13 protein-coding genes and 1 pseudogene are annotated in these 25,188 nt (G+C 61.9%); 7 read left to right on the top strand and 7 right to left on the bottom strand.

All coding sequences use genetic code 11. The features are described 5' to 3' along the window. Window positions 1-276: 276 nt before the first annotated feature. On the top strand, window positions 277-1,533 hold the full coding sequence (locus ACIX9_RS20075; protein WP_157478168.1) for a hypothetical protein: 1,257 nt from the start codon (window positions 277-279) through the stop codon (window positions 1,531-1,533). Window positions 1,534-2,061: 528 nt separating this feature from the next. Then, a complete protein-coding gene (locus ACIX9_RS20070) occupies window positions 2,062-2,556 on the top strand; it encodes an IS110 family transposase (RefSeq protein ID WP_049789456.1) in 495 nt (164 codons plus the stop codon). A gap of 180 nt (window positions 2,557-2,736) precedes the next feature. Here ACIX9_RS20070 and ACIX9_RS20065 read toward each other — a convergent pair whose 3' ends face one another. From ACIX9_RS20065 to ACIX9_RS27485, 4 genes are all read right to left on the bottom strand, one after another. Further along, on the bottom strand, window positions 2,737-3,705 hold the full coding sequence (locus ACIX9_RS20065; RefSeq protein WP_013572919.1) for an amidohydrolase family protein: 969 nt from the start codon (window positions 3,703-3,705) through the stop codon (window positions 2,737-2,739). After that, the gene (locus ACIX9_RS20060; protein WP_013572918.1) at window positions 3,702-4,058 is read right to left on the bottom strand and encodes an MmcQ/YjbR family DNA-binding protein; all 357 of its coding nucleotides are present in this window, start codon (window positions 4,056-4,058) and stop codon (window positions 3,702-3,704) included. Before ACIX9_RS20060 ends, ACIX9_RS20065 begins: the two co-directional genes overlap by 4 nt. Window positions 4,059-4,071: 13 nt before the next feature. Next, window positions 4,072-7,998 carry a protease pro-enzyme activation domain-containing protein gene (locus ACIX9_RS27490; RefSeq protein WP_013572917.1) on the bottom strand — a complete coding sequence of 1,309 codons (3,927 nt, stop codon included), beginning with the start codon at window positions 7,996-7,998 and terminating at the stop codon, window positions 4,072-4,074. Window positions 7,999-8,068: 70 nt separating this feature from the next. Next, window positions 8,069-10,855 (bottom strand): beta strand repeat-containing protein, encoded by a 2,787-nt coding sequence (locus ACIX9_RS27485; protein WP_198152232.1) that lies wholly within the window; start codon window positions 10,853-10,855, stop codon window positions 8,069-8,071. Window positions 10,856-11,055: 200 nt separating this feature from the next. Between ACIX9_RS27485 and ACIX9_RS20045 the strand changes: the two genes are divergently transcribed. Together ACIX9_RS20045 and ACIX9_RS20035 are read left to right on the top strand one after the other, a co-directional pair. Then, window positions 11,056-13,485 (top strand): winged helix-turn-helix domain-containing protein, encoded by a 2,430-nt coding sequence (locus ACIX9_RS20045; RefSeq protein WP_013572915.1) that lies wholly within the window; start codon window positions 11,056-11,058, stop codon window positions 13,483-13,485. Between the two features lie 277 nt (window positions 13,486-13,762). Beyond that, on the top strand, window positions 13,763-15,136 hold the full coding sequence (locus ACIX9_RS20035; protein WP_013572914.1) for a pilus assembly protein TadG-related protein: 1,374 nt from the start codon (window positions 13,763-13,765) through the stop codon (window positions 15,134-15,136). A gap of 23 nt (window positions 15,137-15,159) precedes the next feature. Here the strand turns inward: ACIX9_RS20035 and ACIX9_RS20030 are convergent, their stop codons facing one another. From ACIX9_RS20030 to ACIX9_RS20020, 3 genes are all read right to left on the bottom strand, one after another. After that, entirely contained in the window at window positions 15,160-16,236 is a 1,077-nt protein-coding gene (locus ACIX9_RS20030; RefSeq protein WP_013572913.1) for a tetratricopeptide repeat protein, read from the bottom strand. Window positions 16,237-16,274: 38 nt separating this feature from the next. Then, window positions 16,275-17,888 carry a trehalase family glycosidase gene (locus ACIX9_RS20025; protein ID WP_013572912.1) on the bottom strand — a complete coding sequence of 538 codons (1,614 nt, stop codon included), beginning with the start codon at window positions 17,886-17,888 and terminating at the stop codon, window positions 16,275-16,277. Window positions 17,889-18,016: 128 nt separating this feature from the next. Next, the gene (locus ACIX9_RS20020) at window positions 18,017-19,858 is read right to left on the bottom strand and encodes an alpha-glucosidase (protein ID WP_013572911.1); all 1,842 of its coding nucleotides are present in this window, start codon (window positions 19,856-19,858) and stop codon (window positions 18,017-18,019) included. A gap of 396 nt (window positions 19,859-20,254) precedes the next feature. Between ACIX9_RS20020 and ACIX9_RS20010 the strand changes: the two are divergent. The 3 genes and pseudogenes from ACIX9_RS20010 to ACIX9_RS20005 form a co-directional block, all read left to right on the top strand. Further along, window positions 20,255-23,227: pseudogene (locus tag ACIX9_RS20010) on the top strand (TonB-dependent receptor domain-containing protein); the annotation flags it as partial. Between the two features lie 40 nt (window positions 23,228-23,267). Continuing rightward, window positions 23,268-23,939 carry an outer membrane beta-barrel protein gene (locus ACIX9_RS27920; protein ID WP_456297997.1) on the top strand — a complete coding sequence of 224 codons (672 nt, stop codon included), beginning with the start codon at window positions 23,268-23,270 and terminating at the stop codon, window positions 23,937-23,939. Window positions 23,940-24,031: 92 nt separating this feature from the next. Next, on the top strand, window positions 24,032-25,159 hold the full coding sequence (locus tag ACIX9_RS20005) for a tetratricopeptide repeat protein (protein ID WP_232298887.1): 1,128 nt from the start codon (window positions 24,032-24,034) through the stop codon (window positions 25,157-25,159). Window positions 25,160-25,188: the final 29 nt, after the last annotated feature.

Below are 25,188 nucleotides of genomic sequence, written 5' to 3'. Positions count from 1 at the left end.
GGACCTGATGCACCCGGCGTATGCGGGTTGTGATCTAACGCGTCTGGCGAAGGCTGCTGCCTTTCGCGACGCGTTTTTGATTACTTATGCAACGCCGCACACTCTAACCGGCTGATAGGACCGTCCGAAGCGTGCATTACAGTACGTACCCTGCGCAGCTTCTCGTCCTGAAGCTAAGGCCATTTTTATCAATGGCTTACTGCCGCTACGCACGTCGGGAAGGGCCTGTATAATACAGGCTTCAAGAGGCATGCGATGGTGGAGAGCGGCAGGGCGGTGACTAAGTTGGCGGTCGAGCCGGAACCTATGAACGCGAAGGACCGGGAGGATATTGACCGGCAGGTGGAGCGCATTCTGGAGCACCCGCTCTTTCACCAGAGCAAGCGTCTGCCTATCTTTCTGCGGTACATCGTCGACACTTCACTTGCGCAGGGCGGGCAGGGATCGACCAAGGAACGGACCGTCGGGATCGAGGTCTTTGGGCGCAAGCCGGACTACGACAACAACTCCGATCCCATCGTGCGGGTTACCGCTACCGAGCTGCGGAAGAAGCTGGCGCAGTACTACTACGAGGACGGACATAGCGACGAGATCCGCATCGAGCTGCCGCCGGGGTCTTATCTGCCCCGGTTCCGGAGGTCGGTGCGGGAGGATGCCGCGGCTGCTGATCAGGCAGAGCAGCCGCAAGCTGACTTAGCCGAAGCCGTTACGCCGGCTGGTGAGACTCCTGTTGAAGCGGTCCAGGAGCTGCCCGAGGGGACTGGGCGGCAGCGCCTGAGCGGCTTGCGCTGGCCACTGGTCGCCGGGACGCTAGGCGTTCTTCTGGTGGGGGTGACCGGAGCGCTGATCCAGCGGATGTGGAAGCAGTCACATACGCCACAGGATCAGTTCTGGTCCGGCCTCATGGCGAACTCCGAGCGTGCGTTGATCGTGATGCCCGTCATCGGCAGCGACAATATTAAGGACGCCGAGACTCAGCGACGGAGTGTTTCTGTGTCACCGAATCTGTCTCTTGAGGACACCGACATCGGGGCGCGCATTGCCAGCCAGATCGATCGGCAAGGGCGGCGTTTTCAGTTCGTGTCGTCCTCCGAGGTGGCGCTGGATCAGTTGCAGACGGAGCCGGCGATTCTGATTGGGGCGCTCGATAACGCGTGGACGATCCGGCTGATGCGGGACCTGCCGTTCGTCTTTGAGGAGGCTCCGGATCACCGGACGGGGCGGATTCTCGATTCCAGCTCAGGCGGTGCGAAGAGCTGGACGGTGGACATCGATATGCCGCATAAGCGCATCGCTCACGACTACGGGATTGTGGCACGCTTCACCAGCCGGCTGACGGGGGAGCCCGTGGTGGTGGTGGCGGGGATCTCTTCGCAGGGTACGCAGGCTGCGGGCAAGTTGTTGACGTCGCCTGAGTTCGAATCGATCCGTGCCATCGCCCAGGGGAATGCGAACTTTGAGGTGATCATCGAAACCGAGGCGGTCGACGGGCATGGCGCGCGGCCTCAGATTGTGGTCAGCAAGGTCTGGTAGGGGTGGGTGGTCGCTTCGGTTGATTACTCTAGAGCTTGCAAAAAGAAGGGAGCCGGCTCAAGGGGCTGACTCCCTGAGTGCAGGTGAAGCAAGGGTGGATTAATGATGGTGATCGCAATGGATGCGGTATGCAACAGGGCGCTGAAGGGCTCCGCAGGACGGCTCCAAGTTGTGCCTGCGCTAGCTCATCTTGTGCGCGACAACATTGCAACGCTCCACATATGAAGACCCGATGGATCGCGTGCGGGTGACTCCATTTACCTCTATGTCACTCGTTAAATAAAACGGTGTTACTGAGATGGAGCGCCGCTTGATCTCTCACTGAAGGGTGAGTCATCTTGTAGGCAGGTTCTTTCAGGAGACTTCGCTATGCAGATTCGTTCGGTAGGCATTGACCTTGGTAAGACAACCTTTCATCTTGTAGCCCTTGGCGATAACGGCTAGGTGCGGTTTAAGAAGAAGTTATCCAGAAGCAACTCATCAACTTCTGTAATCAACCAGATTCGTGCCTTACTCTTAGAATGCGGCATGGTGTTCACGAAGAGCCCGATCCGCTTGAGAGAAGCGATCCCCGAGGTGCTGGAGAACGCGAGCGAGAACCTCACCTCGAGAATGCGGAACCTGGTCGCAATGTTGCGGAGCGAGTGGAAGGATCTGGAGCTTCAGATCGTCGAGAGGAACGATGAAGTGAAACGGATCGCTTCGATCGATGCAGCTTGCATCCGGTTGCGTCAAATCCCGGGTATCGGGCCGCTGGTGGAAACCGCGATCATCGCTTCGATTGGCAACGGGACAGCCTTCCAGAAGGGGCGAGAGTTCGCGGCTTGGATGGGTCTGGTGCCGAGGCAGTACTCGACTGGCGGCAAGGCGAAGCTATATGGGATCGGCAAGCGCGGCAACTGCTATCTTCGCAAGATCCTGGTGCATGGAGCACGGGCAGTGGTGCTGAGATCGAAGCGAGACCGCATCGCTCTGTGTGGATGGATGACAGCGCTGGAGACGAGGGCCCGAAGAACGTGTTGATTGTCGCGATGGCGAACAAGCTGGCGCGGGTCGCGTGGGCGGTACTCTTGAGTGGTAAGGACTACCGGGCTTTTCCAAACGCGATGGCTACCCAAGCAAGCTCAAGCATAACTGACAACGAGTTCTTCCAAGGTCTGCACCGGGCGAGTGAACATGAAAGAAGGCCTCGACCTTTGAAGGCTAAGAAAGATTCAGGAGGGACTCGGCGTTGCGGTGGATTAGCTTGGCGAGGTCTTCCGGGGTGAGGGTCTGCTCGAGTTCGGTGAGGTAGTCTCGGCCGAGGGTGTTGGCGCTGAAGGGGTAGTCGATGGAGAACATGAGGCGGTCTATGCCGACTACGTCCAGGGCGCAGCGCAGGGGGGGCTGGGTGAAGTAGCCGCTGGTGGTGAGGTGGATGTTGGATTGGAAGTAAGCTGCGACGGGCTGGCGGAGCCTGGCGGCGTGGGAGAGGGCTTTGGAGGTGCGGGCGAGGGCCATGGGGAGCATCTCGCCCATGTGGCCGATGATGAGCTGGAGGGTGGGGTAGCGGTCAAAGACGCCGTTGGTGATGAGGCGGAGGGTGTGGAGCGCGGTTTCGGCGTGCCAGCCCCAGCCGGCGATGGAGAGCATCTGGCCTACACCTTCGGGGAGGCCGGTGAAGTAGGTGTCGAAGACGGACTCCGGGGGCGGCGCGGGGTGGAGATAGATGGGGACGTTGAGGGCTACGGCGGCTTCGAAGACGGGGGTGAAGCGGGGGTCGTCGAGGAAGAGGCCGTCGGTGGTGCCGTCGAGGAGGACGCCGCGGAAGCCTAGTTTCTGGATGGCGCGTTCGAGCTCCCGGGCTGCGGATTGAGGGTCTTTGAGGGCGAGCGAAGCGAAGGCGGCGAGGCGGGTGGGATTGGCGCGAACGGCGGCGGCCAGCTCGTCGTTGATGTCATGGACTAGGGGTGTGGCGGTGGCGGCGTCAAGCGCGTCAAAGCCGAGGGCGGCGAGGGAGAGGACCTGGAGGTCGATGCCGGCTTCATCCATGGCGGCGATGCGGCCGTCTCCGAGGTCGAGGAGCTTGGGCTGGAGCTGGGCGAGCCAGGGGGGAGCGGGTTTGTCGTAAGCGCCGGTGGCGCGGAGAAAGGAGTCGGTGACGAAGTGCTCTTCAAGGGTGATGGTTCTCATCCGTGGTTGGATGAGGGTTTGGGGCGAGGCGTTCCTTTATTGCGGGCTAGTCTGAGCTTCCATGCGGCTTGGAGGGCTCCGGTGAGGACGGCTTCATTGGCTGCTGCGAGGCGGATGTGGGTTGCGCCTTTGAGACCCCATGCACCTTTTACGGGGAGGAAGAGGTCTGGGGCTTCAGCGAGGAAGTCCTGCTGGTGCTGGGGGTCGAGCATGAGGTTGCCGTAACCCAGGTTGAGGTGGGCGAGGGTGGCGAAGATTCGGCCGCCGACGCGGAAGTCAGGCGAGCCCATGTGCTGGGCTGCTTCCGCGCCGGGTAGGCTGAGGGCGATTCGTTTGAAGTCGTCTGCGGTCATGGTTGGAGGCAGTTTACTTGAGGACCACCTTGACGAGCAGGGTTTTGGTTATGCCGGCGGAGGTGGAGGTCACGGTGGCGGTGTAGGTTCCGGCGTTTGAGGATGCCGTGTTGACGGGGGGTTGATTGGTGGTCGTGGTGGTGGTGGCGCAGCCGGCGGTGGGCCACAAGGCCGCTGCCAGGAGGAAGATGGCGAGGATGGCGGGGAGCTTTTTGCGCTGGGCTGAGGGCAGGACGATCATGCAGAGGGCTAACAGGGTGCCCGAGCCGCCGAGGATCGAGAGAGGAAGTCCGGGGTGAGGTTGGAGGGCGGCTACGGTGCCGGCCTGGGAGGTGATGGTGAGGGTGGAGTTGGCGACGGAGACTCCGTCGGTGGGGAGGGTAAGGGAGGAGGACGAGAGTGAGCAGGCGAGCGCTGGGGAGGAGACGGCACAGCTCAGGGCGACGGTGCCGCTGAGTCGCAGACCGTACGGTGCGCCGACGGCGACCATGGACGTGGCAGTGGTGCCGGCGGACATGGAGACGGCGGGCTGGGAGACGGTGAGGGAGAACTCACCGGTGTTGGCGGCGACGACCTGGACGTTGGAGATGCTGGCCGAGTTGTAGCTGTCACCGCCGTAGCTGGCGAGGAACTGCACGTTGCCGTTGCCGAGGATTGCGGTGTCTTTGACGGGAATGACGGCTGAGCCGGTGGCGTCCAGGGGTACGAGGATGGTCTGGAAGTTACTGTTCTGGAAAAGGGCGAGGTAGCCGGTGGGGGCGGTGGCACCGCCGGTGACCTTCACGATGGCGTTGATGGTCTGGTTGGGGCCAATGGTGCTGGCGCTCATGGTGAGGGTCGTGATCGTCGGCGTGAGGGCGCTCTTCAGGATGGTGACGGAGGTTGGATTGTAGGCGTGGGCGACGGGCGCGAGATTTGAATCCCCGGAGTAAGAGGCATCCAGCGTGAAGGTCCCGGCGGTGCTGGTGTCAAAGGTGACGGTGCCGTAGCCGATGGACGAGAGACCGCCGAAGCTGGACTGCTGCAGGTTTGAGATGGTCCTGGTCTGGGAGCCGAAGGTGATCGTCAACGATCCAGTCAGGGGCAGTTGGCCGGCAGAGCTCGAGACCTCTACCGGAACGTTGAGGATGGCCCCGATGGGCATGCCCGCAGGAACGGAGTAAGCGAAGCTGATCTGCGGAACGCCGGGGGTGATGATGATGTTGAAGGGCGTGGAGGTGGCGGCGTTGAAGCTGCCATCGCCACTGTAAGCGAAGGTGAGAGCGTGGGTGCCGACGGCAAGCGAACCGGTCTGGAGTTCGACTAAGCCGGAGGTAGAGGTGGGGAGGGTGGTGACGGTCTTGCCGTTATCGAGCACGGTGACGATGCCGGAGGGGAGACCGCCCGGTGCGGCCGCGGTGGAGGATGAGCCGAAGAGCTTTACGTCGATGAAGAAGAAGCTGCCGTAGAGCGAGGTCATGTTGTTGGAGATAGGGAGAATAGGGCCGGTGTCGCCGGTGCTGGTCACGCCGTAGTAGAGGCCGGAGACGGCGAGGCTGGTGTTCTCCGGGGTGACGGTCATGGTGACGGGATCAGAGATGCTGGGGCCGTAGGTGGCGTCGCCGCCGTACTGGGCGAGGAGTTGATAGGTGCCTGCGGGCAGCGAGGTGAGGGTGGACTGGGCGGTGCCGTTCGACAGACCCATCGTGCCGAATCCCGTCTGCGGCGAGGCTGTGCTGGTGGCGACCAGCGAGACGACTCCGGTGGGGGTTCCTGTGGTCGAGGAGACGACCGAGGTCAGGATAGTGGGGGAGCCGTGGGTGAAGCTCATGGATGAGGCGGAGAGAGACGTGGTGGTGGTGGCGAAGGTGGCCTTGGACCAGTTGGTGAGGAGGGCGTTTACGTCGATGGAGCCTAGACCGCTTGCGAGGTCATAGCCCTTCCCTGCCGCGTAGTTGGAGTAGGAGTAGAAGCCGTTCTTATCGAGGGCGCAGTTGGCCGTGCCCTGGGTGCAGTTGACGTTATTGCTGCCAACGGTGATGTCATGGAAGACGGCCGGGGTGGAGTTGGCGAGGGAGTAGAGGACGTAGTTGATGTTGCCCTGGCGGCCTTTGAGGGACTGGTCGATGAGGGCCATGATGCCGGCCATGAGGGGCGTGGAGGCTGATGTTCCGCCGACGCCGGTGATCTGCATGGCACCGGTGGTGGGATCGACGGTGGAGGCGAGGCAGTCACCGGCGACGGCGCAGATGGGATAGAAGCTGTAGTTGGCTCCGTTGGCGGCGAAGAGGCTGATGTCGGGGATGTCGCGTACACCGTCCGTGGGGACGCCGGGCGCGGATTGCCAGGAGGGCTTGGGCGTTCCGGCAGCACAGGAGATGAAGCTGTCTACCGATGATCCTACGGTTGGCGGGGCTGAGACTCCGCTGACGCAACTGCTGGGGCCGCCGCTGCCTGCGGCGATCGTGCCCGTGGTGGGTGGGCCGCCGGCATTGAGGCCGAAGGCATCGTTCCAGGGCTGCTCCGGGATGACCTTGAGGATGCTGGTGCTGGGGGAAGGCGAGGCGGTCTTGTTCCAGTAGCTATTGACGGTGGCGGCGAGACCGCTGCTGCCGTATGCGGCGTAGTAGAAGTCTGTGCCGCCCATGGAGAGGTTGTAGGGGGTGGAGGTGATGCCGTTGACGGAAAGGCCGTGCAAGCCGGAGGACTGGCCGTTATCGCAGCCTGCTCCGCCGCTGTCTCCGGAGGAGACGATGACGGTCTGGCCTTGTGCAGCGGCCTGTGCCCAGAGCTGGTTGAAGAGGAGATTGCCGGCGAGGCCAAGCGTGGGCTCGCAGATGCCGTAGCTCATGCCGATGACGTCTGCGCGGTTGTCATCGACGGCGCGAATGGCGGCGTTGAAGAGGCCGAGGCTGACGAGGGTGTCGTAACCGGTGTAGACGTAGAGGGATGCGTTGGGCGCGGTGGAGCCTGCAACGTCTACGTCGAGGTTTGCTTCAATGCCTGCGCCGTCGCCATTGATGCCGGGGTCGAAGCCGTCGACGATCTCAGTGGGGAGGTTGGTGGTGGAGAGGCCGAAGAGCTTGCGGTAGTTGGCCACCATGGTGTTGTCTACGCCGGCCTGGCTGACGATGCCGATGATCTCACCGTCACCCTTGTTGCCCGCGGTGTAGAGGGGGTTGATGTCGTACTGGAGTGCGAGATCGCCGGGTGCGGTGACGAGGTAGACGCCTCCGGTGGAGACGGGATAGGTCCAGTTGGCGGAGTTGATTGGCGTGGCGGCGTGAGTCTTGGCGTCGAACCTTGCCTGGCCTACGACGTGCGAGTAAGCCTGGGCGGGGATGTTGTTGAGCGCTGCTACGCCTGCGACTACGGGCGCGAGAGCTGCGGGGATCTGGGGATCGGTGTTGTTGGCGTGGAAGGCGCGGCCGTCCGGGGCGGTGTAGCTGTGGAGCTGTGTGCCGAAGGCGTTGCGGACCTGGGCTACGGTGCCCGAGAACTCGATGGCGGTGTGGCCCTTGGAGAGCTTGTTGATGGCGAAGCCCTGGCTGGTGAGCCAGGTATTGGCTGCGGTGATATCGGCGTCGGTGGGACCGAAGCGGGTGGCGAATGTGTCCGGCGTGAGCCAGTGGTGATAGCTGGCGGTGTGAGGGTTCTGGAGGTCGGCGAGGGCCTGGTCAAGCTGGGCTTGCTGGAGTTCAGAGCGCTTGAGGACGAGCAGCATGCGGTTGGCGGGAGTGGAGTCCGGGAGCGCGCCGTGATCCTGCGAGAGCCGGACCAGCGGTGGCGTGGAGCCGTGGAGCGTGCTGCGGATGGCGTTATCGACCGGGGAGGTGACGAGGTTTCGTACTGCGGTCTGGGCGAGTGAGACGGCGGGTAGTGCGAGCAGGGCGGCAGCCATCATGGCGCGGGCGATGCGCCGCATGCCGATGGTGGAAACTTCAAATGAGCTGCGAATCATGGGCAGTCCTCTCCAACTTGTTCCGTGCGTGATGGGTATCGAATCCGTGAGCGGCGGCGCGGCGGGCGGCTTAGTTATGAACCACCAGGGAGAGCTGTGCGCTTGCAGTCTGGGCGCCCGCGGTGGCGGTGACGGTGATGGCGGAAGTTCCGGTGCCGGCGTGGTCGATGGTGGTGTGACTGCCGCAGCCTGCGATGGAAAGGCCTATGAGGGTCACGACCGAGAGCATCAGGAGACGATGCAACGACCTTCGTCTGCGGCGTCCTGCGAGGCCGAGCAGAATGACTCCGGGCAGGGCGCAGAGCATCAGCTCGCTGGTGGCGGTCCTGGGTTCAGGCGCGAGGGCGGCGGAGGTTGTGGAGGTGTGGATGGTGATGGTCGCGGAGGTGGTGGTGACGTTTGAGAAGGAGCAGGTGACGTCGGTGGGGAGGTGGCTGCAGGCCATGGTTACGGCTGCGCCTGAAGCGAAGTTGGCGAGGGTTGCGGTCACCGATACATCAGCGCCGGTTGCTACCGTGGCTACAGCGGGAGCGATGACGAGTGCGGGTTGGGCCGCGACGCTGACGGTGAGGTTCGCGGAGGGGTAGCCGAGGGCGAGGAAGTTGGCGTCGCCACTATAGAAGGCCGTTACGGCTACGGTGCCGGTGGTGGTGAAGGCCGGGGTCGTCAGGGATGCGGTGCCATTGGTGAGCGCGACGGGTGAGCCAATGGGCTGGCCGTTCTGTGTGAACTGCACGGTTCCCGTCATGGCTGGAGAGCCGGCGGGCGCGGTGATGGTAAGTGAGGCGGTTGTGGTGCCGCCGACGCTGATGGCTGCGGGGGTGAGGGTCAGCTTGCCGGTGGTGGTGATCAACGGGTCGATGGTGAGGGTGAGATTTGCAGAGATGGACTGCGAGCCGGAGTCAGAGACGAGGACGGCGAAGTTGCTGGTTGCGGCGGCAGTGGGTATTCCAGAAATAAGGCCTCCGGATGAGAGGGTGAGGCCGGCCGGAAGGGCGCTGCCGGGGGAGAGTGTGTAGCGGTAGGGGGCGGTTCCTCCTGAGGCGGTCAACTGCTGGGAGTAGGCGACTCCCAGGCGTCCGTCAGGCAGCGAGGATGTTACGAGCTTGAGGGGTTGCAGGACCGCGATGGAGAGGTTCGCAGTGGCGGAGGATGCGCCGGCGGCGTCCGAGTCCGTGACCTTGACGGTGAAGTCGCTGGAGTCGGTGAGGGTTGGTGTGCCGGTGATTGCGCCGGTGGTGGGGTTGAGCGCTAGGCCGGCGGGCAGCGAGCCTACCGTTACGGCGAAGGTGTAAGGCTGTACGCCGCCGCTGACGCCGATGGTCTGAGCGTACGGGACGCCGATGTAAGCGGTGGAGAGCGGAGACTGCGTGGTGATGGTGAGCGCGGCCGCGTTGCCTACGGTAATGGTGGCTGTGGTGGATTCTGTGCCGCCGCAGGTGAGGCCGTACGTGTAGACGCCGGGGTAGGCGGGCGTGATGGTGGTGGAGCCGCTCCAGAGATTGGTGGTGGAGTCAAACTTTCCGGGCTGCGTGCCGGACCATCCGGCGGCGGATGCGGGCGCGGGCGAGATGGACGCGTTGCAGCGGCGCATGGTGTTGGAGAAGGCGTTGGTGACGGTCCAAGTGAGGGTGACGGGGTCTCCAAGGCTGATGGTGGAGGCTGAGGCGGTGAGGGTAACGGGTGCGGGCGGAGCTGGGGAGAGCGTGAGTTTGAAGACTCCGCCGAGGCTGTTGGCAGCGCCTGAGGAACCGGAGCCCCAGAAGGTTCCGTCGCTGGCCTGGACGAGACCCATCTGGGGGGCGGTGGCATCACCGGTGGCGAAGTCGTAGAGCTTGGTGAAGGTGCCGGTGAGGCTTACGCGGAAGATGGTGCCGTCGCTGTTGGCGCCGCCGGATGTCGTGTTGCCGTAGAGAAAGCCGTCGCCGCCGAGAAAGAGAGCCAGGGGGCTCGATCCATCCGTGGCTGGGTTCATGACGTGCAGGGTGGTGAGGACGCCAGCGGTAGTGATGCGGAAGATGGTGCCGTTCTTGTCCGCGCCCTTGACTGTACCGTTGGCTCCTGTTGCGCCGTAGAAGTTGCCGTCCGGGCCCTCGATCAGCGGGCCGAAGGGGGAGGCTCCGTCGCCCAGGCCGGTGAAGTTGTAGATCGGTGTGAGCGTTCCGGACGGTGTGAGTTGATAGATGGAACCGAAGCCGCTGGCTCCGCCGACCCCGCTTACGCCGTAAAAGTTGCCATCGGTTCCCTCTACGGGGGCTGCAATTGCGCCTGCACCGTTGAACTTGTTGAAGGAGATAAGAGTAGTCAGGGGTTTGGCTGTGCCGATCTGGAAGAGCGTTCCGTAGCCTGTGGCTGCATTGGGAGTGGCACCGAAGAAGGTGCCGTCACTCAACTGGACGAGGCCGCCTTCAGGATTGGCACCGTCGGTCGCTCCTGTGAAGCTGTAGAGTGTCGTCAGCTTTCCGGCAGGAGTGATGGAGAAGACGGTTCCGTCAGTGCCAAAGAGAAGATTGCCGTAGGTCGTGCTGTAAAGGTTGCCGTCCGCGGCCTGGTAGAGCGGGGCGAAGGGCGTGGCGCTGTCCGTGATGCCGCCGAATTTGTAGACGGTGGTGTATGCACCATTCAGGCCGAGTTTGTAGACGGAGCCATAGTCTGTGAAGAAGTTTCCGATGGTAGTTCCGTAGAGCTGACCGTCGCCGGCCTGGATGAGGCTCGCGGCTGGGACCTGGCTGTCCGTGGTTCCGGCAAAGGAGTAGACCAGGGATTCGGTGGCCTTCTGAGCGTGCGCGGGACAGAGGCTTCCGAGGCAGAGCGCGGCAGCAACCAGAAGACGTCCTACCAGACGACCGGGAGACACTGCATCCGGCAAGAGCGAGGGAGCACTTGAGACCAGGCTAAGTTTTGACATTGGAGATAGATGGCGGCACCGGGAGGGGCTAAGTCAAAGAAATTGATTATTAAGCGGGTGGTAACAGCTATCGCTTTTGTAATCAATTGATTATGACCGCGCGCGAAGAACGCGGGGGGCTTGCCAAAAGGCCATTGCTATGATGACTCATGGCCGCCATCGTTCCTGGATCTGGAAACTCTCCGTCTGGAACTGCGTCTGAAGGGGCTGCGGAGGGTCCCGCGCGCGGTGGGCGGCGGATTCTGTTTGGCGACTTTGAGGCTCAGCCTGCGGCTGGGTTGCTGCTGAGGAATGGACACCGCGTCCGCATCCAGGATCTCCCCTTTAGGATGCTGATGGTGCTGCTGGAGACTCCCGGCGAGATCGTGACGCGTGAAGAGTTGCGCAACCGGCTGTGGGGCGAGAAGACATTTGTAGAGTTCGATAACAACCTGCGAGTGGCTGCTGCGAAGTTGCGGGAGGCGCTTCAGGACAGCGCCGCAGGGCCGCGATACCTGGAGACCGTCGCTCGGCGGGGCTACCGGTTTCTGGGAGCGGTGGAGACGATCGCCGCGGCTGTGCCTGTGCCTGAAGCCGAGGTGCCTGAGCCGCCGCGGGTGGACGTACTCCCTGATATCGATGCAACGACGCAGGTCCCCCTCGATGAAGGCCGGGGGCGGCGGCCGTTTGCGCTTCTGGGGTTGGCGGCGGTGCTGCTTGTGGGGTTGGCGGTGTGGATGGCATGGGGTTGGCGGCATCACCGGCCGATCCTTGCGGAGGGCGATACGGTTGCGCTGGGGAGCATCGAGAACGAGACGGGCGATGCGTCGCTGGACGATGCGCTGTCGCTGGCGTTCCGGATCAAAATGGAGGAGTCGCCGTTTCTTCATGCCATCTCCGGGGAACACTTTGAGCGGGCGAGTGCGGTATTGCAATCGGGTAAAGGGGCGAAGCTTTCACGGGCTGCGGCGGAGCTTTCCGTCTGCGGGAGCTCCGGGGGACGAGCTCTGCTGAACGGACGTTTGCTGCGGTCGGGCTCCGGCTACACGGTGCGGCTGGCGGCGGAACGATGTACGGACGGGCGCGAGATCGCGTCGACGGAGGCGAGCACCAATAGCGCGGAGACCTTGCTGGCCGCGCTGGGCGACGCCGCCAATGCCATCCGTCTGCGGCTGGGCGAGCCGACTGCGACGCTGGGGCGGTTCGACGTGCCCTTGACGCAGGCGACGACCAGTTCACTCGCGGCGCTGAGGGCGTTTCGCGAGGGTGAACAGAAGCATTTTGCGGGGCGGGATCTTGAAGCACGCGAGGACTTCAAGCTGGCGATCGACCTGGACCCGAATTTTGCGCTGGCGTACCTGCAGATGGGGCGGAGCTACTCGAATAACGGCGAGCGGTCGCTCTCGCGGGCTTACTACCAGAAGGCCTTCGACCTGAGGGACCGGACGACGGACCGCGAGAAGCTATACATTGCGACGAGCTACTACGGCTATGCGACCGGTGAACTGGGACGTGCGATCAGCGCGTATGAGCTTTGGAGCTCGCTTTATCCGCATGATGTGGTCCCTGCGAACAACCTGGCGACGGAGTACCTCTCGCTGGGAGAAGGTCAAAAGGCGGTTGCGTCCGTGCGGCGTGCGATTGCGCTTGAGCCGGCGCTGCCTGTGCCGTATACGACGCTTGCCCAGGCTCTGCTGATCAGTGGGGATTTGCCGGCCCTCTCTACGCTTTGTAATGACCGGCAGCGGGAGGAATCGACCTCCATGGGCTTCCACATGGCGTGTCATGAGCTGGCGATCGTGCAGGGAGACCAGGGCCGTCAGCAGAGTGAGGAGCGGTTCGTCCATGGCACGCCGCTGGAGTCGCTGTTGCTGAACGATGCGGCGGAGGCTGAGGTCTACGGCGGGCACCTGAGACGTGCGGCCGAGATGTTTCAGGGTGCGATCGATGCCGCGCGTGCTCATGCGATGCCGGAGCTGGCTTCGGTGATCGAGTTGAACGGCGCGGGGATCTTTGCCGAACTGGGCGAGAGTGCGACCGCAGTGAGATGGGCGGAGGATGAGCAGGCGCACTCCCAGCCTGGAGCGGATCTGGACGCGAGCGCCGCCATGGTGTGGGCGACGCTGGGTAACGAGAGCCGTGCACGGGAGTTTGCGGCGGCGGCCAAGGCGCTGTCTCCCACCGATACGCTGCTGAATGAGTCTGAGCTTCCGGTGGCGTATGCCATCGTTGCGCTTCATGCCGGGCGGCCGCGCGATGCGGTGGCGGTGCTTGCTCCGGCCCGGCCCTACGATCTCAACAACTCCATGGAGTTGATGCCTATCTATTACCGGGCGCGGGCGTTGCTGGCCTCTGGCGATCGTGCTGGAGCGGCGGCGGAGTTCGAGCGGCTGCTGGCCAATGCCCACCAGCGTCCACGGTCGGTCTATCTGCCGCTCTCGCGGCTGGCGCTGGTGAAGCTGTATGCGGCTGGGGGCCAGGCGGAACGAGCCCGAGCCATGAAGGAAAGCCTGGAAGAGATCTGGCGCACTGCCGATCCGAACTTCGCACCTCTTCATAGTCTTCGAGGCTCAGTCTCCGATCACGACGATCACCGGTAGGAATGCCGCTCATAGACGCTGACACGTAAGCGTCGTGCCCAATACAACTTTCCGGGCAGATATGCGCGGATTTGCCCGATATTCAGCATTTTCATATCACAAGACGAGTTCAATGGCTATCGCGGACGGAACGTCGCTGGGGCCGGTCTGAGGGTTACCTTACTCGAACTGCGTCTCCGCACGAAGCTTGTCTTTCAGGATGCAGCCGACACCTCGACTTTGATTTGTGCGTGAGATCTCCAGTGACTTGAGCTTGCCCCATCCGAGGATCGCATCTATGCGGAATCGAATCTTCCTGGTATCGAACGAAAGCGGACAGGTGCTGGTGGCCGCTGCGGTCAGCTTGTTGGTCATCCTGGGGTTCCTTGGAATTTCGATCGACGTTGGACATCGTCAACTGTCCAAGCTGAGGCTGCAGAGCGCGACCGATACGGCGGCGACTGCGGCGGCGCTGGAGATTCGTGTGTGTGGAAGCCTGGTGAGCTGCCCAGCCATGCAGTCGGCGGTGCAGAGCTCCTTTATCGAGAATGGCTATCCAGCTACGCCGCTGCTGTTGAACTGCGCGACGAGCTCGGACGACCTGACGCTGGTGCTCAACTCTCCGCCGTGCGCAATGGGGTCTGCGGACCCGAACTATGGAAAGCGCGGGTATGTGGAGGTCCAGGTGGCGCAACACGTGCCGACTTACTTCATGAAGATGCTGGGAATCAGTCAATTCAATATCTCTGCACGATCAGAGGCAGCGCGGAATCCCGGCGGCGCTTGTATCTATGCACTGGACCCTACGGCTGCAGGGGCCATGTCGATCGCGGTGGGATTGGGGATCAGTTCACAGTGCGGGATCGTGGTTGAATCGAGTTCGCCGTATGCCTTCAGTTGCCTGCTTGGCCTGGGCTTTACCGCGCCGTACATCAAGGTGCATGGGGGCGCGGCCGGGCTGCTTTGCCTGGGCAGCGGTCTTCAGACCGGGGCTTTGAATCCGACCCCTGCCGATCCGCTGGCCTACCTGCCGGCGCCTGCGGTTGGTGCCTGCGGGTCCAAGGTTGGGAATTCTTACTACGGCTCGGCCTCTGCTGTGACCATCCTGCTGGCTGGTAACTACGTGTTCAATCCGGGGGTCTACTGTGGAGGGATCTCCATAACGGCAGGCATTGGGACGAATGTGACGTTCAATCCCGGAATGTACATCCTGAAGACCGGGCCGGGGCTATTAGGGATACCGTCCGGAGGTTTGAACCTGACCGTCAGTCTGCTTTCCAATATCCAGGGGCAAGGGGTTACGTTTTATAACTATGGGCCGGTGGGGGGAATTTCGATTACAGCTCCGGCTACGCTGGGGCTGAGTAACTTCTCACTGACTGCGCCCACCAGCGGCGAGTACGGAGGAGTGCTGTTCTTTCAGGACCCCGGCAATACTTCCACTGGAGTGTTCCTTGCGAGCCTGGTGTCAGGGAGCAAGCTGGAAGGTGCGATCTATCTTCCGAACGCCATGCTGACCTATGGCGTGGGTGCGATCTCTTCGGCTTATACGATCGTCGTGGCGAAGACGCTGCAATTCAATGTCAACGTGTTGAGTACGTTCGGGAACGACTACTCGTCGCTGGACATAGGCTCCCCGTTGAATGGGGACAGCGCCGTGCTGTTGCAATGACCGGTGGGAGAGCTGCGTGACTTTTAGGTAGAGAGGCGCTGGATGGCTTCGGCGACCAGTTCGTCGAGGGAGGTGCCAGGAATCTGAACGTCCTTTTTCAGAGCGCGGAACTGGGTGAGGGCATCCGCGCGGTGACCGGCTACTTCAGCGAGTGAGGCCTGGATGTAACGGCGGTTGAGCTGCCGGATCTGCTCGCCTTCCGGGGGGTCGTCTGCGTCAAGCCAGAGATAGGTCTGCCAGAACTCGTCCTGCGGAAGGGCGGTGAAGGATTCGACGAGCTCATTACGAAAGATGGTGCCGGGGCGGCAGCAGTAGACGAAGACATTGCGGCGACGCTCGGAGTCGAGAGGCTCATTGGCCTGGCGCATTGAGCTGACGGCCTTGAGGATGGCGGTGCGGCCTCCCGGGGCGTCCAGATTGTCGTAGGCAGCGAGCTGATATCGGCGGACGAGTGGGCGCTCCTTGCCAGTGGCGACTGCGGTGTCAAAGTGCCGGATGGCCTCGGGTAGACTCTGGTGGTTTTGGAGCATCCAGTTGCCGAGCATGGCGTTGGCATAGACGTTGTTGGGATCGGTGACAAGGGCGGCGTGGAGATTGTCTACTGCGGTTGAGCCGAACTCGCGCTCAGCGATGTGCTGATTAAGCCAGTGAGCCCAGCCGATGTGGGCCTGGATGTCTGCGGTTTGTAGCGCTTTTGTGCGGACCAGCGCTGCGTCCAGGACGGGGAAGATCTGGTCGAGCAGATTGCTGGCGGTGACGGTGGTCTTTTCGTCTTCGCGGGGCGGGACGCGGAAGTCTTCGACCCAGTGCTCGACGGTCTGGAGCTGGCCATCGAGGGCGGGGCGGTAGTGGGGGTCCTGCTTAAGGACGGCGGCGTAGGTCTGAACGGCCTGCGGATACTCGGACTGCTTGACCTGGGCCTGAGCCAGGGCGATCTGGGCGTCGAAGTCGGAGTTGCGGTGGAGGCGGTCCGAGAGAGTGGTGAAGGTGCCGGTGACGGTTCCGATGAAGCCGATGACGGCGGTGATGCCGCCGATCCATGCGAGGATGACGCCCCAGGCTCGGCGGGCGGGGCCTTCAGGATTAGCGGTAGGTTCCATTTGGGTGAATTATGTCATGCACTTACGTGGGAGGCGAGTTATTTTGTGGGCTGGATGAGGTCCTGCAGCTTGAGGTAGACGCCGTTGGTCCAGCCGAAGCCGACCACGTTGGACTTGTAGCCGGTGGCGACCTGAACGTTGGCTGAGCCACTGACGACGTTGTACTTTTCGCGGATGGTGCCGTCGCGCTTGAAGTTATCCTCCACCGTCGCGGAGAAGGATTTGGCGATTCGGGTGGCGTCTTCGTGGAAGCCAGCCTTCTCGAGGCCTGAGACTGCGAGCCAGGTAGTGGGGGCCCAGCCGTAGGGCTGATCCCACTGGACGCCGGAGGTGACGTCCGAGAGGGCGAGGCCGCCGGGACGCTCGAAGTACGCAAGGTGGCTGCGGACGGCGGTGGCCTGGACCTGCGAGGCGAGGCCAGCCCAGAGGGGGTAGAAGGTTGTCACGTAGTGATAGGTGGAGCGGTGCTGGTCTACGAAGTCATAGTCAAAATACATGCCGGCGGCGGGGTTCCAGAGGAACTTGTCGATGGCCTGGTGGCGGATCTCTGCGCGGGCCTTCCATGAGGCAGCCTCCGCGGGGCGATGGAGAAGGGTGGCGAGATGAGCCATGTCCTGTTCGTACTTGAAGAGGAGAGCGTTGAGGCAGACCGGGGCGTAGTGGTCTGTGGAGCCCGAGAAGGTGCCGAAGCGGAAGGTGGTGTCGAAGCCGGATTCGCGCATGGCGCGGTCGCCGCGGAAGTAGGCGGCGGAGAGGCGGTGACCGTCGACGACGGCAGCGGCGCAGACCTTGGACATCTGCGTGTCGCAGGAGGTACGGGCTACGGTGGCGGGGTCGGAGGAGTCGGGGACGAGGTATTGCTGGTCGGAGTCGGGATGGGCTTCGAGGTAGCGGATGACGTCGGGGTAGTAGGCGGAGTCGTCTGCCATCTCGGGGACGGGGCCTTCGCCGAGGTCGTGGTAGGCGGCAAGGCCGGTGGAGCCTGCCTGGTGAGCGGGCGAGGTCCAGAGGGCATAGTCGCGGCGGGCCATGTCATAGGCATGGGCGAGCCACTTGGGGTCCTGCGGTGCGCCGGGAGCTTCGTAGACCTCGCGGATCATGCTGCTGAGGAACGGGGGCTGCGAACGGGTGAAGAAGTAGGTGCGGTTGGCGTTGAGGATGGCGCCGTAGTTTTCAATCTCGAAGAAGAAGTTCTCGACCATGCCTCGGGCGAGATCCAACTGCTTATCGTGGACGAGGCCGAGGAGGATGAAGTAGCTGTCCCAGCCGTACATTTCATTGAAGCGGCCGCCGGGGACAACGTATTTCTTGGGGAGATAGAGGAGGCCTTCCTTGGGAAGTTCGGAGGGGCGTAGGTCGCCGAGGTCCTTGATCTTGTGCGGGAGGCTGCGGACCTCTACGTGGCACTGCTGCTGCATCGCGGTGACCTCCGGTGGCGTGGGGAGGCCGGCGGGGAGGTAAAGGATGGGGGTCGTGGTGACCTTGGGGTCGACGACTGATTTGCACTCGACCATGGAGCGGGAGAGGGTCTGCCAGCCGTTGGCGATGTAGGCGTGGATGTCTGTGGAGGGTGGAGCGGGGGCGGGCTGGAGGGTCGCCTGAGCGATGGCGGAGGTGGTGAGGAGGATTGTTGCGAGGAAGAGTTTGGGCATGAGTGGGTCTCGTGGAATGCTTCGAGATTGTACTGCTACGGCGGAGTGCATCGTTTGCTACCGCAAACGATACCCCACCCTGTCGCGATGAGACTGCGCCGAGGATGGGGCACCCAGTTTATGTTCAGCTACTGGATTTGTGCGATCCAGGAGGCGAAGGGTGGGAGGGTGATGTTGGTGACGGTTGAGGTGTTGGCGAGGGAGGGTTGGTCTGTCAGAAGAGTCTTGACGGTCTTGCCCTTGAAGCCGGTTGTGGAGAGATCGAGCGAGATGGTCTTCGGCTCGGCCGACATGTTCATGGCGACGACGACGGCGGGTTGTCCGGGTGCGGTGCTGCGCAGCCAGGAGAGGACGCTGGGGTCGTTGGGGTTGAGCATGGTGAGGCCGCCGTCATGCATGGCGCGGTTGGAACGGCGCAGCGCGATCAGCTTCTTGTTCCAGTTGAGCAGCGAGTCCGGTTCCTTCTCTTCCGTGGCTACGTTGATGGTCTTGTAGTTGGGAGGAACGGGGAGCCAGGTCTTATCGGCGGTGGAGAAGCCGGCGTTCTTTGAGGTATCCCACTGCATGGGGGTGCGCTCGCCATCGCGGCCCTTCTCGTTGGGCCAGCCGGTGATGCCGATGGGGTCCTTCACGTCTTCCTTGCGGGTGGGCGTGGTGGTGACCATGCCGATCTCCGCACCTTCCCAGGTCATGGCGGTGGCGCGTGAGGTGTAGAGAACGGCAGCGATGGTGCGGGCTATGGCTTCATTGTGGACACCATCGCCATAACGCTCCCAAGACCGGACGTTGTCATGGTTGTCAAAGACGAAGAGAGGCTGGGAGCCGGGGAGGATATTCTCCGCCTCTTCAATGCGAGTGCGGAAGGATGCTGCGTTGAGCTTGTCGTGGTCGCCGTGGAAGCCCACGAGCATGTTCATCGGGAGCTGGAGCTCATTCAGCTTTTCTCCTCCGTACCAGGGGACGAGAGCGGCGGTATCGGGGAGGTAGGTCTCGCCGATCAGGACACGGTTGCCGGCGTAGGAGGCGACCATCGCCCGCATGCGGCGGATGACGTCGTGAACCTCAGGCAGATTGGACTGGTACTTGTCGCTCAGGTTGGGATCGCCCTGCTTGTTGAGGCCACCGAGCTCCGGTGCGTTGGTCAGCTTGGGATCTTCAAAGAGGGTGGGGATGGCGTCCAGGCGGAACCCGGCTACGCCACGGTCGAGCCAGAAGCGCATGGCTCCGAAGGCTGCCTTCTCAACCTCAGGGTTGCGCCAGTTGAGGTCCGGCTGCTGGATGTAGAAGAAGTGGTAGTAGTACTGGTGGACGGCAGGGACCCACTCCCAGGCCGAGCCGCCGAAGCCGGAGGTCCAGTTGTTGGGTGGGACGACCTTTTTGCCGTTCAGGTCCTCATGCTCATACTTCTTCTGGTAGGCGGTGACGCCGGGGCCGTCGGCGGGGATGCCGTCGTTCCAGACGTACCAGTTGTGGCGGGGATTGGTGCGGGAGCTGGCAGAGTCGATGAACCACTGGTGCTTGTCCGAGGTGTGGTTGAGGACCATGTCCAGGACGACGCGGATGTTGTGCTGCTTGCCAGCGGCGATGAGCTTGTCCATATCGGCAAGAGTGCCGTACTGCGGGTCGACGGACTCGTAGTTCGAGATGTCGTAGCCGAAGTCGACCTGGGGCGATGGGTACATGGGTGCGATCCAGATGGCATCCACGCCGAGGGATTGGAGATAGGGCAGGCGCTGGGTAATGCCGTTGAGATCACCGAGGCCGTCGCCGTTGGAGTCCTGGTAGGAGCGGGGATAGATCTCATAGACGACGGCGTGCTTCCACCAGACGTCCGAGGTGACGGGCGCGGCGATGTTGACCGGGACCGTCTGGGCCGGGGCCGGAAGAGACGCCGAGGCGGCGAGAATGAGTGCTGCGAACAGGGGCGCAAGGGCTCGGAAACGGGCTGGCCGGGTCGTGGAATGGTGCATGAAAGTCCTCCGAAAGCTACGGAGAGGACTATACCATTTGGTGGAGACGGGTGGCTCGGCTTTGTCATAACAGGTTTCCCGCGAAAGGGCTGGGCGAGAACCTGCCCTGAGCTGTGGAATGATATGAAAATCCGTGTGGTCCGGCCACTTTATCTTTACTTTCTATGGATTTCGGGAGGATGGAAAGCTGTCATGACAGCTTGCATGTTTCTTGAAGAAGTTCCTCTCCACAAAAAGGTTGACATCGCCGTCCTCCTGCCGGTAGTGTTCTCAACGCAAACAGACAGGCCCTTTTTCCCCCGTTGAAACGATAGGAACCCAAGCCATGCACGCCGGCTTGGAGACTGAACGACGTTCTTCGAGGACGGTTTGAGGACGAACGATTCTGACCGCGACATGGCAGCAATTTTTGGAGGAGTGGCAATGACAACATTATTCAAGCAATTCCGGAGGGGCGCTTCCCTGGCAGCAACGGGTTTGCTGCTGGTGGCTCCGGCATTTGGGCAGGCAATCTTCGGATCGATCAACGGAAACGTGACCGACTCAACGGGTGCCGCAGTTCCGAATGCAACGGTTACCGTAACGGACTTGGCCAAGGGCACAAGCGTGACCCTGAAGAGCAACGATTCGGGCGAGTTTACGGCAGATCACCTTATCCCCGACGTATATACCGTCAAGGTCGCGGCGACCGGCTTCAAAACCTTCCAGCAGACACAGATCACCTTGTTCGCGGATACGGCGACGAAGGTCACCGCGGCGCTTGAGATCGGCGCTGCAGACCAAACGATTGAGGTCAACGCAGACCAGGTTCCCCAGTTGAAGGCGGATCGTGCGGACGTCGCGACGACCTTCAGCGCTCAGGAGATTGTGGAGCTTCCAATCCCGGATCGTAACTTCACGAATCTTCAGCTTCTGCTTCCGGGTGCGCAGCAGCTTGGCTGGGGTCACGCAGCCAGCGAAAACCCCCAGGGGTCCAAGCAGATTGAAGTCGATGGACAGGCGTTTGCCGGCGTTTCCTACCAGTTGGATGGAACGGATAACCAGGATCCCCTGCTTGGAATCATCGTCATCAACCCGAACGTCGATTCGCTCTCTGAAGCAAAGATCACGACGCAGAACTTCGACGCCGAGTTCGGTAAAGCTGTTTCGTCGGTCGTAACGGTGCAGACGAAGTCCGGTTCAAACAAGTTCCACGGTTCGGCTTTTGACTATCGCGAGAGCAACGCGAACTTGGCTACAGATCCCTTTACTCAGCCACGGTCCAGCCTCACAGCGACCAACCCGTTCCCGGGTGGGTTGAAGAATCAGTTCGGCGGATCGTTGGGTGGTCCCATCCTCAAGGATCGCCTGTTCTTCTTCCTGGACTATCAGGGCGTTCGGCAGAAGGTCGGTCTGGCCAATCTGGAGACCGTTCCAACGAATCTGGTCTACACGAGCTGCCTGAGCGGCACGGGCTGCGACTTCAGCGAGTATACGAAGCAGTTCGGCAAAGCGAACACGAAGAATACCGCTGCCTGCGGAACGGGCGTCGCGTATATCTTCGACAACTCCACTGGGAACGGTTGCCCCTTCCCGAACAGCATCATCCCGAACGGTCGCCTTTCGCCGCAGTTCCTGGCCTTCCTGAAGCAGCTTTCGGTTTACAAGCCGAACACAGCAGGAAGCCTCGGGGGCCTGGTCAACAACTATGCAGCCAGCGGACAGGGCAGTCTGAACGACGATCAGTACGACGTTCGTGTGGACTACTCGCTCAGCCAGAGCATTCACGCTTTCGGACGCTTCAGCCGCTTCACCGACCTTCTGAGCGGTTCGCCGATCTTCGGGCAGGCCGGCGGCAAGGGCTTCGGGCTCAATGGCTATTCCGGCTCGTCACAGGGTAAGAACACCAGCGCAGCGGCGGGTGTAGACGTAGCGGTCAACTCCAAGCTGGTCTTCGACGTTCGTCTTGGATACTTCCGCTACAACATCACGACGCACAAATATGACGAAGGCGTTCAGTACGCGACGCTGCTTGGCATTCCAAACCTGAACAAGGGCGATATCATCACAAGCGGTGCGCCTGGCTTCTTCCTCGCCGACCCGGGATCCTATGGCAACAGCAACAACTCTTCCGTCTATGGTCAGGGGCTTGGCTTCACGCATTGCAACTGCCCGCTGACGGAGCATGAGGATCAGTACCAACTGGCAAACAACTGGACCAAGACGCTCGGAAACCACGCGGTCAAGTTCGGCGTCGACCTGCGCTATGCACGCAACCTGCGTGTCCCGTCTGACACGGATCGTACCGGCGCCCTCAATATCGGCACCGGCCCGACCGGCGATGGATCCGGCAGCAACGGCCTGAGCTTTGCAACCTTCGCCCTGGGCGAGGTTCCGACGTTCGGCCGGTTTGTGAGCACTTCGACAAACGCCAAGGAGTTCCAGAAGCGTGCGTTCGGCTACGCGCAGGATACGTGGCGTGCGAAGTCCAACCTCACATTGAACCTTGGGCTGCGGTACGAGTACTACGCGCCTGAAACCATCAACGCGCCTTCCAACGGCTCCCTGCTCAACCTTGCGACCGGCTACCTCCAGGTTGCGGGTGTGGGCAGTGTCGCAAGCGACATGAACATTGCAGCACCCAAGTATGCCTTCAACCCGCGCCTTGGCGTGGCATGGGAGGCGAAGCCGGGTACCGTGATTCGCGCGGGATACGGTCGTAGCTTCGATATCGGCGTCTTCGGCTCTGTCTTCGGACATGCGGCGACACAGAACCTTCCGGTTCTCGCAGGGCAGTCACTTGTGGCTCCCGGCGGCGATAGCGCGACTAACACCAACTACGCGTTTACCTTGGCGCAAGGTCCGAGCAACCCAACGTTCATCACCTCCCCGGCGAGCGGTCAGTTGCCCAATCCGGGCAACGCAGTCAGCTCATTCGCCCGTCCGACCACTGAACGGCTTCCGACCCTGGATGCCTGGAACATGGCCGTACAACAGGCCATTGGATCAAGCTGGTCTACGACCCTGGCTTACGTCGCCAACAAGGGAACCCATACGCTGGGCGACCAGTCCGGTCAGCAGACGAATCCGAACGAACCAGGTGATTTCCTGCCGGCGCAGTACAGCATCAACGGTCAGGCACTTCACTACGATCCTTCGGTTGCGACTGGTATCAGCGCAAACAATGGAACATCTAACGTCAACTATCTTCAGCGGTACTACGGTGTGAAGCTCCCTGCTTGCTCCGATGTCAACTACGCAGCGGCTGGCGGCATCAATGCGGCCAACGGCGGTTGCGGCTGGACGAATGGGATCAAATACCTTGGCGATGACATGGACACGCACTACAACGCCATGCAGGCTACGATCACCAAGAACTTGTCCCATGGCTACTCCCTCAACGTAAGCTACGCCTGGCAGAAAGCGATCAGTGAAGCGACCGGCTATTCCACATGGGATCGTGCGGTGGTTCGTGGACGTGACGGCTGCTCTGCGTCAGCAGCAGGTCATCGTCTACGGGCTCCTCCAGCTTCCCTTCGGTGCACACAAGCAGTTCCTGAATCACTCGAACGGAATCGTGAACCAGATTGTGGGTGGATGGGAGATCAGCCCGGTCATCAATTATTCCAGTGGTTTGCCATACACCCTCAGCTACAACAACTGCACGGGCTCCAACGTCAGTGGCGCACCGTGCTATGTGAGCGGAGACATCAACAACTTCCACTCGCAGCAGAGCGGGCTTCCCGGTCAGAACCTCACGTTCTACCAGGCGTTCGCGCATAACGCAGCCGACAACGTCTTCTCTTCTCCTGGACAAGGCACCTTCACCGCTCCGGGTTTGAATACGTTCGGTAATGTTGGCCGCAATACTGCCTTCGGACCGCACTTCTTCAACACGGACCTTTCCGTACAGAAAAGCTTCACTATCCACGAAGGTACGGTCTTCCAACTGCGGGCGGACGGCTACAACGCGTTCAACCACATCAACTTCGGAACGCCCAATGGCAACATCGAGAACGGCGGCGCAATCGGCTCCGGACCGTTCCCGAACTCCTCCTCCAACCCAAGGCAGCTACAGTTCTCGGGCCGCCTTCAGTTCTAACCAGCGAAACACGTCGAACTGCGGGAGAGCGATTCTGCTCTCCCGCTTTTTATTTGGTACCGTGATTTCTGAAGCGAAGGAAGATTGAGGCTTTGAGTTTGGGCTACGTGACGATCGAGAAGATGAAGTGGGTGTTGGTGGGGCTGCTCTGTATCAGAGGCGGTTTCGGGGTGCTTGCACAGAGCACGGATTCAAAGGGCCTACAGGTCCGGCCAGCTGCGGCGGCGCAGGGAGCCTCTGCAACGACGGCTGAGGCGGAGACGCTGCGGGGCCTTCGGAAGCAGATCGATACGGGGCATGCGGATGAGGCTTTGCAGCGGATTGTCTCCCTGCGAACGGCGGGTCCGGGGGCCGCCGGCTACCGGATGGCGGGGCTCAGCCGGATGGAAGGGCTCGCTTTGTTCGCACAAGGGAAGTTGCGAGAGGCCGACACCGCGTTTGCGGATGCGCTGGTGGAGGACAAGGGCGATGTGGAGTCCGCGCAGATGCGGGGGCTAACGTTGTTCCGGCTGGGACGGCCAGCGGACGCGATTCCGTTGCTCGAGGGGTCGAAGGGCAAGGCGAACGGAGGCGACCGAAAGGCCGATCCGAACTATGTCCTGGCGCTTTGCTATATCGACACGCGCAAGTACGACGATGCGCGGCATGCGTTTGCAGCGCAGTTCGGGATGGAGCCGGATGGGGCGGGGGCGTATCTGCTGGCGGCTCGGATGCTGCTGAGGCGGGAGTATCTGCCAGTGGCACAGGGGTTCGCGGAGAAGGCGCTGGCGTTGCAGCCGGGACTGCCGCTCGCTCATGCGTTGCTGGGGGAGATTGCGTTGGCGGGGAATCATCTGGAGGAGGCAATCGCGCAGTTTGAGAAGGAGAAGATCTCAAACCCGCTGGAGCCGAGCGTCTATGACCGGCTGGGGGATGCGTATGGCCGTGCGGCCCGGTATACGGACGCGCAAGCGAGTCTGCAGGAGGCGGTATTGCTGGAACCGAACTCCACTGGGCCATACATCCTGCTGGGTAAGACGATGCTGAAGCAGGGTGATGCACTGGGTGCGACGACATACCTGGAGCGTGCGGTGAAGATGGACCCGGCGAACTATATGACGCACTCGCTGCTGGGGCAGGCTTACCGGACGATGGGTCGGACGGAGGATGCAAGCCGCGAGACGTCCACCGCACAAAAGCTGCAAACGGCGAGCGAACCGAAGCTCGAGAACCTGCACTAAGATTGGGTGGACGCGAAGGAGTGTGGAGC

Origin of the sequence: Granulicella tundricola MP5ACTX9 (genome assembly GCF_000178975.2) — a bacterium.
Lineage (GTDB): Bacteria > Acidobacteriota > Terriglobia > Terriglobales > Acidobacteriaceae > Edaphobacter > Edaphobacter tundricola.
Note: the sequence above shows the minus strand (reverse complement) of the source record. Positions and strands in the feature narration are given on the sequence as shown.

Excerpts from the sequence above, each read along its gene's own strand:
- ACIX9_RS20030 (WP_013572913.1), bottom strand. The coding sequence starts at position 16,236 with ATGGAACCTACCGCTAATCCTGAAGGCCCCGCCCGCCGAGCCTGGGGC.
- ACIX9_RS20065 (WP_013572919.1), bottom strand. The coding sequence starts at position 3,705 with ATGAGAACCATCACCCTTGAAGAGCACTTCGTCACCGACTCCTTTCTC.
- ACIX9_RS20070 (WP_049789456.1), top strand. The coding sequence starts at position 2,062 with ATGGTGTTCACGAAGAGCCCGATCCGCTTGAGAGAAGCGATCCCCGAG.
- ACIX9_RS20060 (WP_013572918.1), bottom strand. The coding sequence starts at position 4,058 with ATGACCGCAGACGACTTCAAACGAATCGCCCTCAGCCTACCCGGCGCG.
- ACIX9_RS20045 (WP_013572915.1), top strand. The coding sequence starts at position 11,056 with ATGGCCGCCATCGTTCCTGGATCTGGAAACTCTCCGTCTGGAACTGCG.
- ACIX9_RS20035 (WP_013572914.1), top strand. The coding sequence starts at position 13,763 with ATGCGGAATCGAATCTTCCTGGTATCGAACGAAAGCGGACAGGTGCTG.
- ACIX9_RS20020 (WP_013572911.1), bottom strand. The coding sequence starts at position 19,858 with ATGCACCATTCCACGACCCGGCCAGCCCGTTTCCGAGCCCTTGCGCCC.
- ACIX9_RS27490 (WP_013572917.1), bottom strand. The coding sequence starts at position 7,998 with ATGATTCGCAGCTCATTTGAAGTTTCCACCATCGGCATGCGGCGCATC.
- ACIX9_RS20025 (WP_013572912.1), bottom strand. The coding sequence starts at position 17,888 with ATGCCCAAACTCTTCCTCGCAACAATCCTCCTCACCACCTCCGCCATC.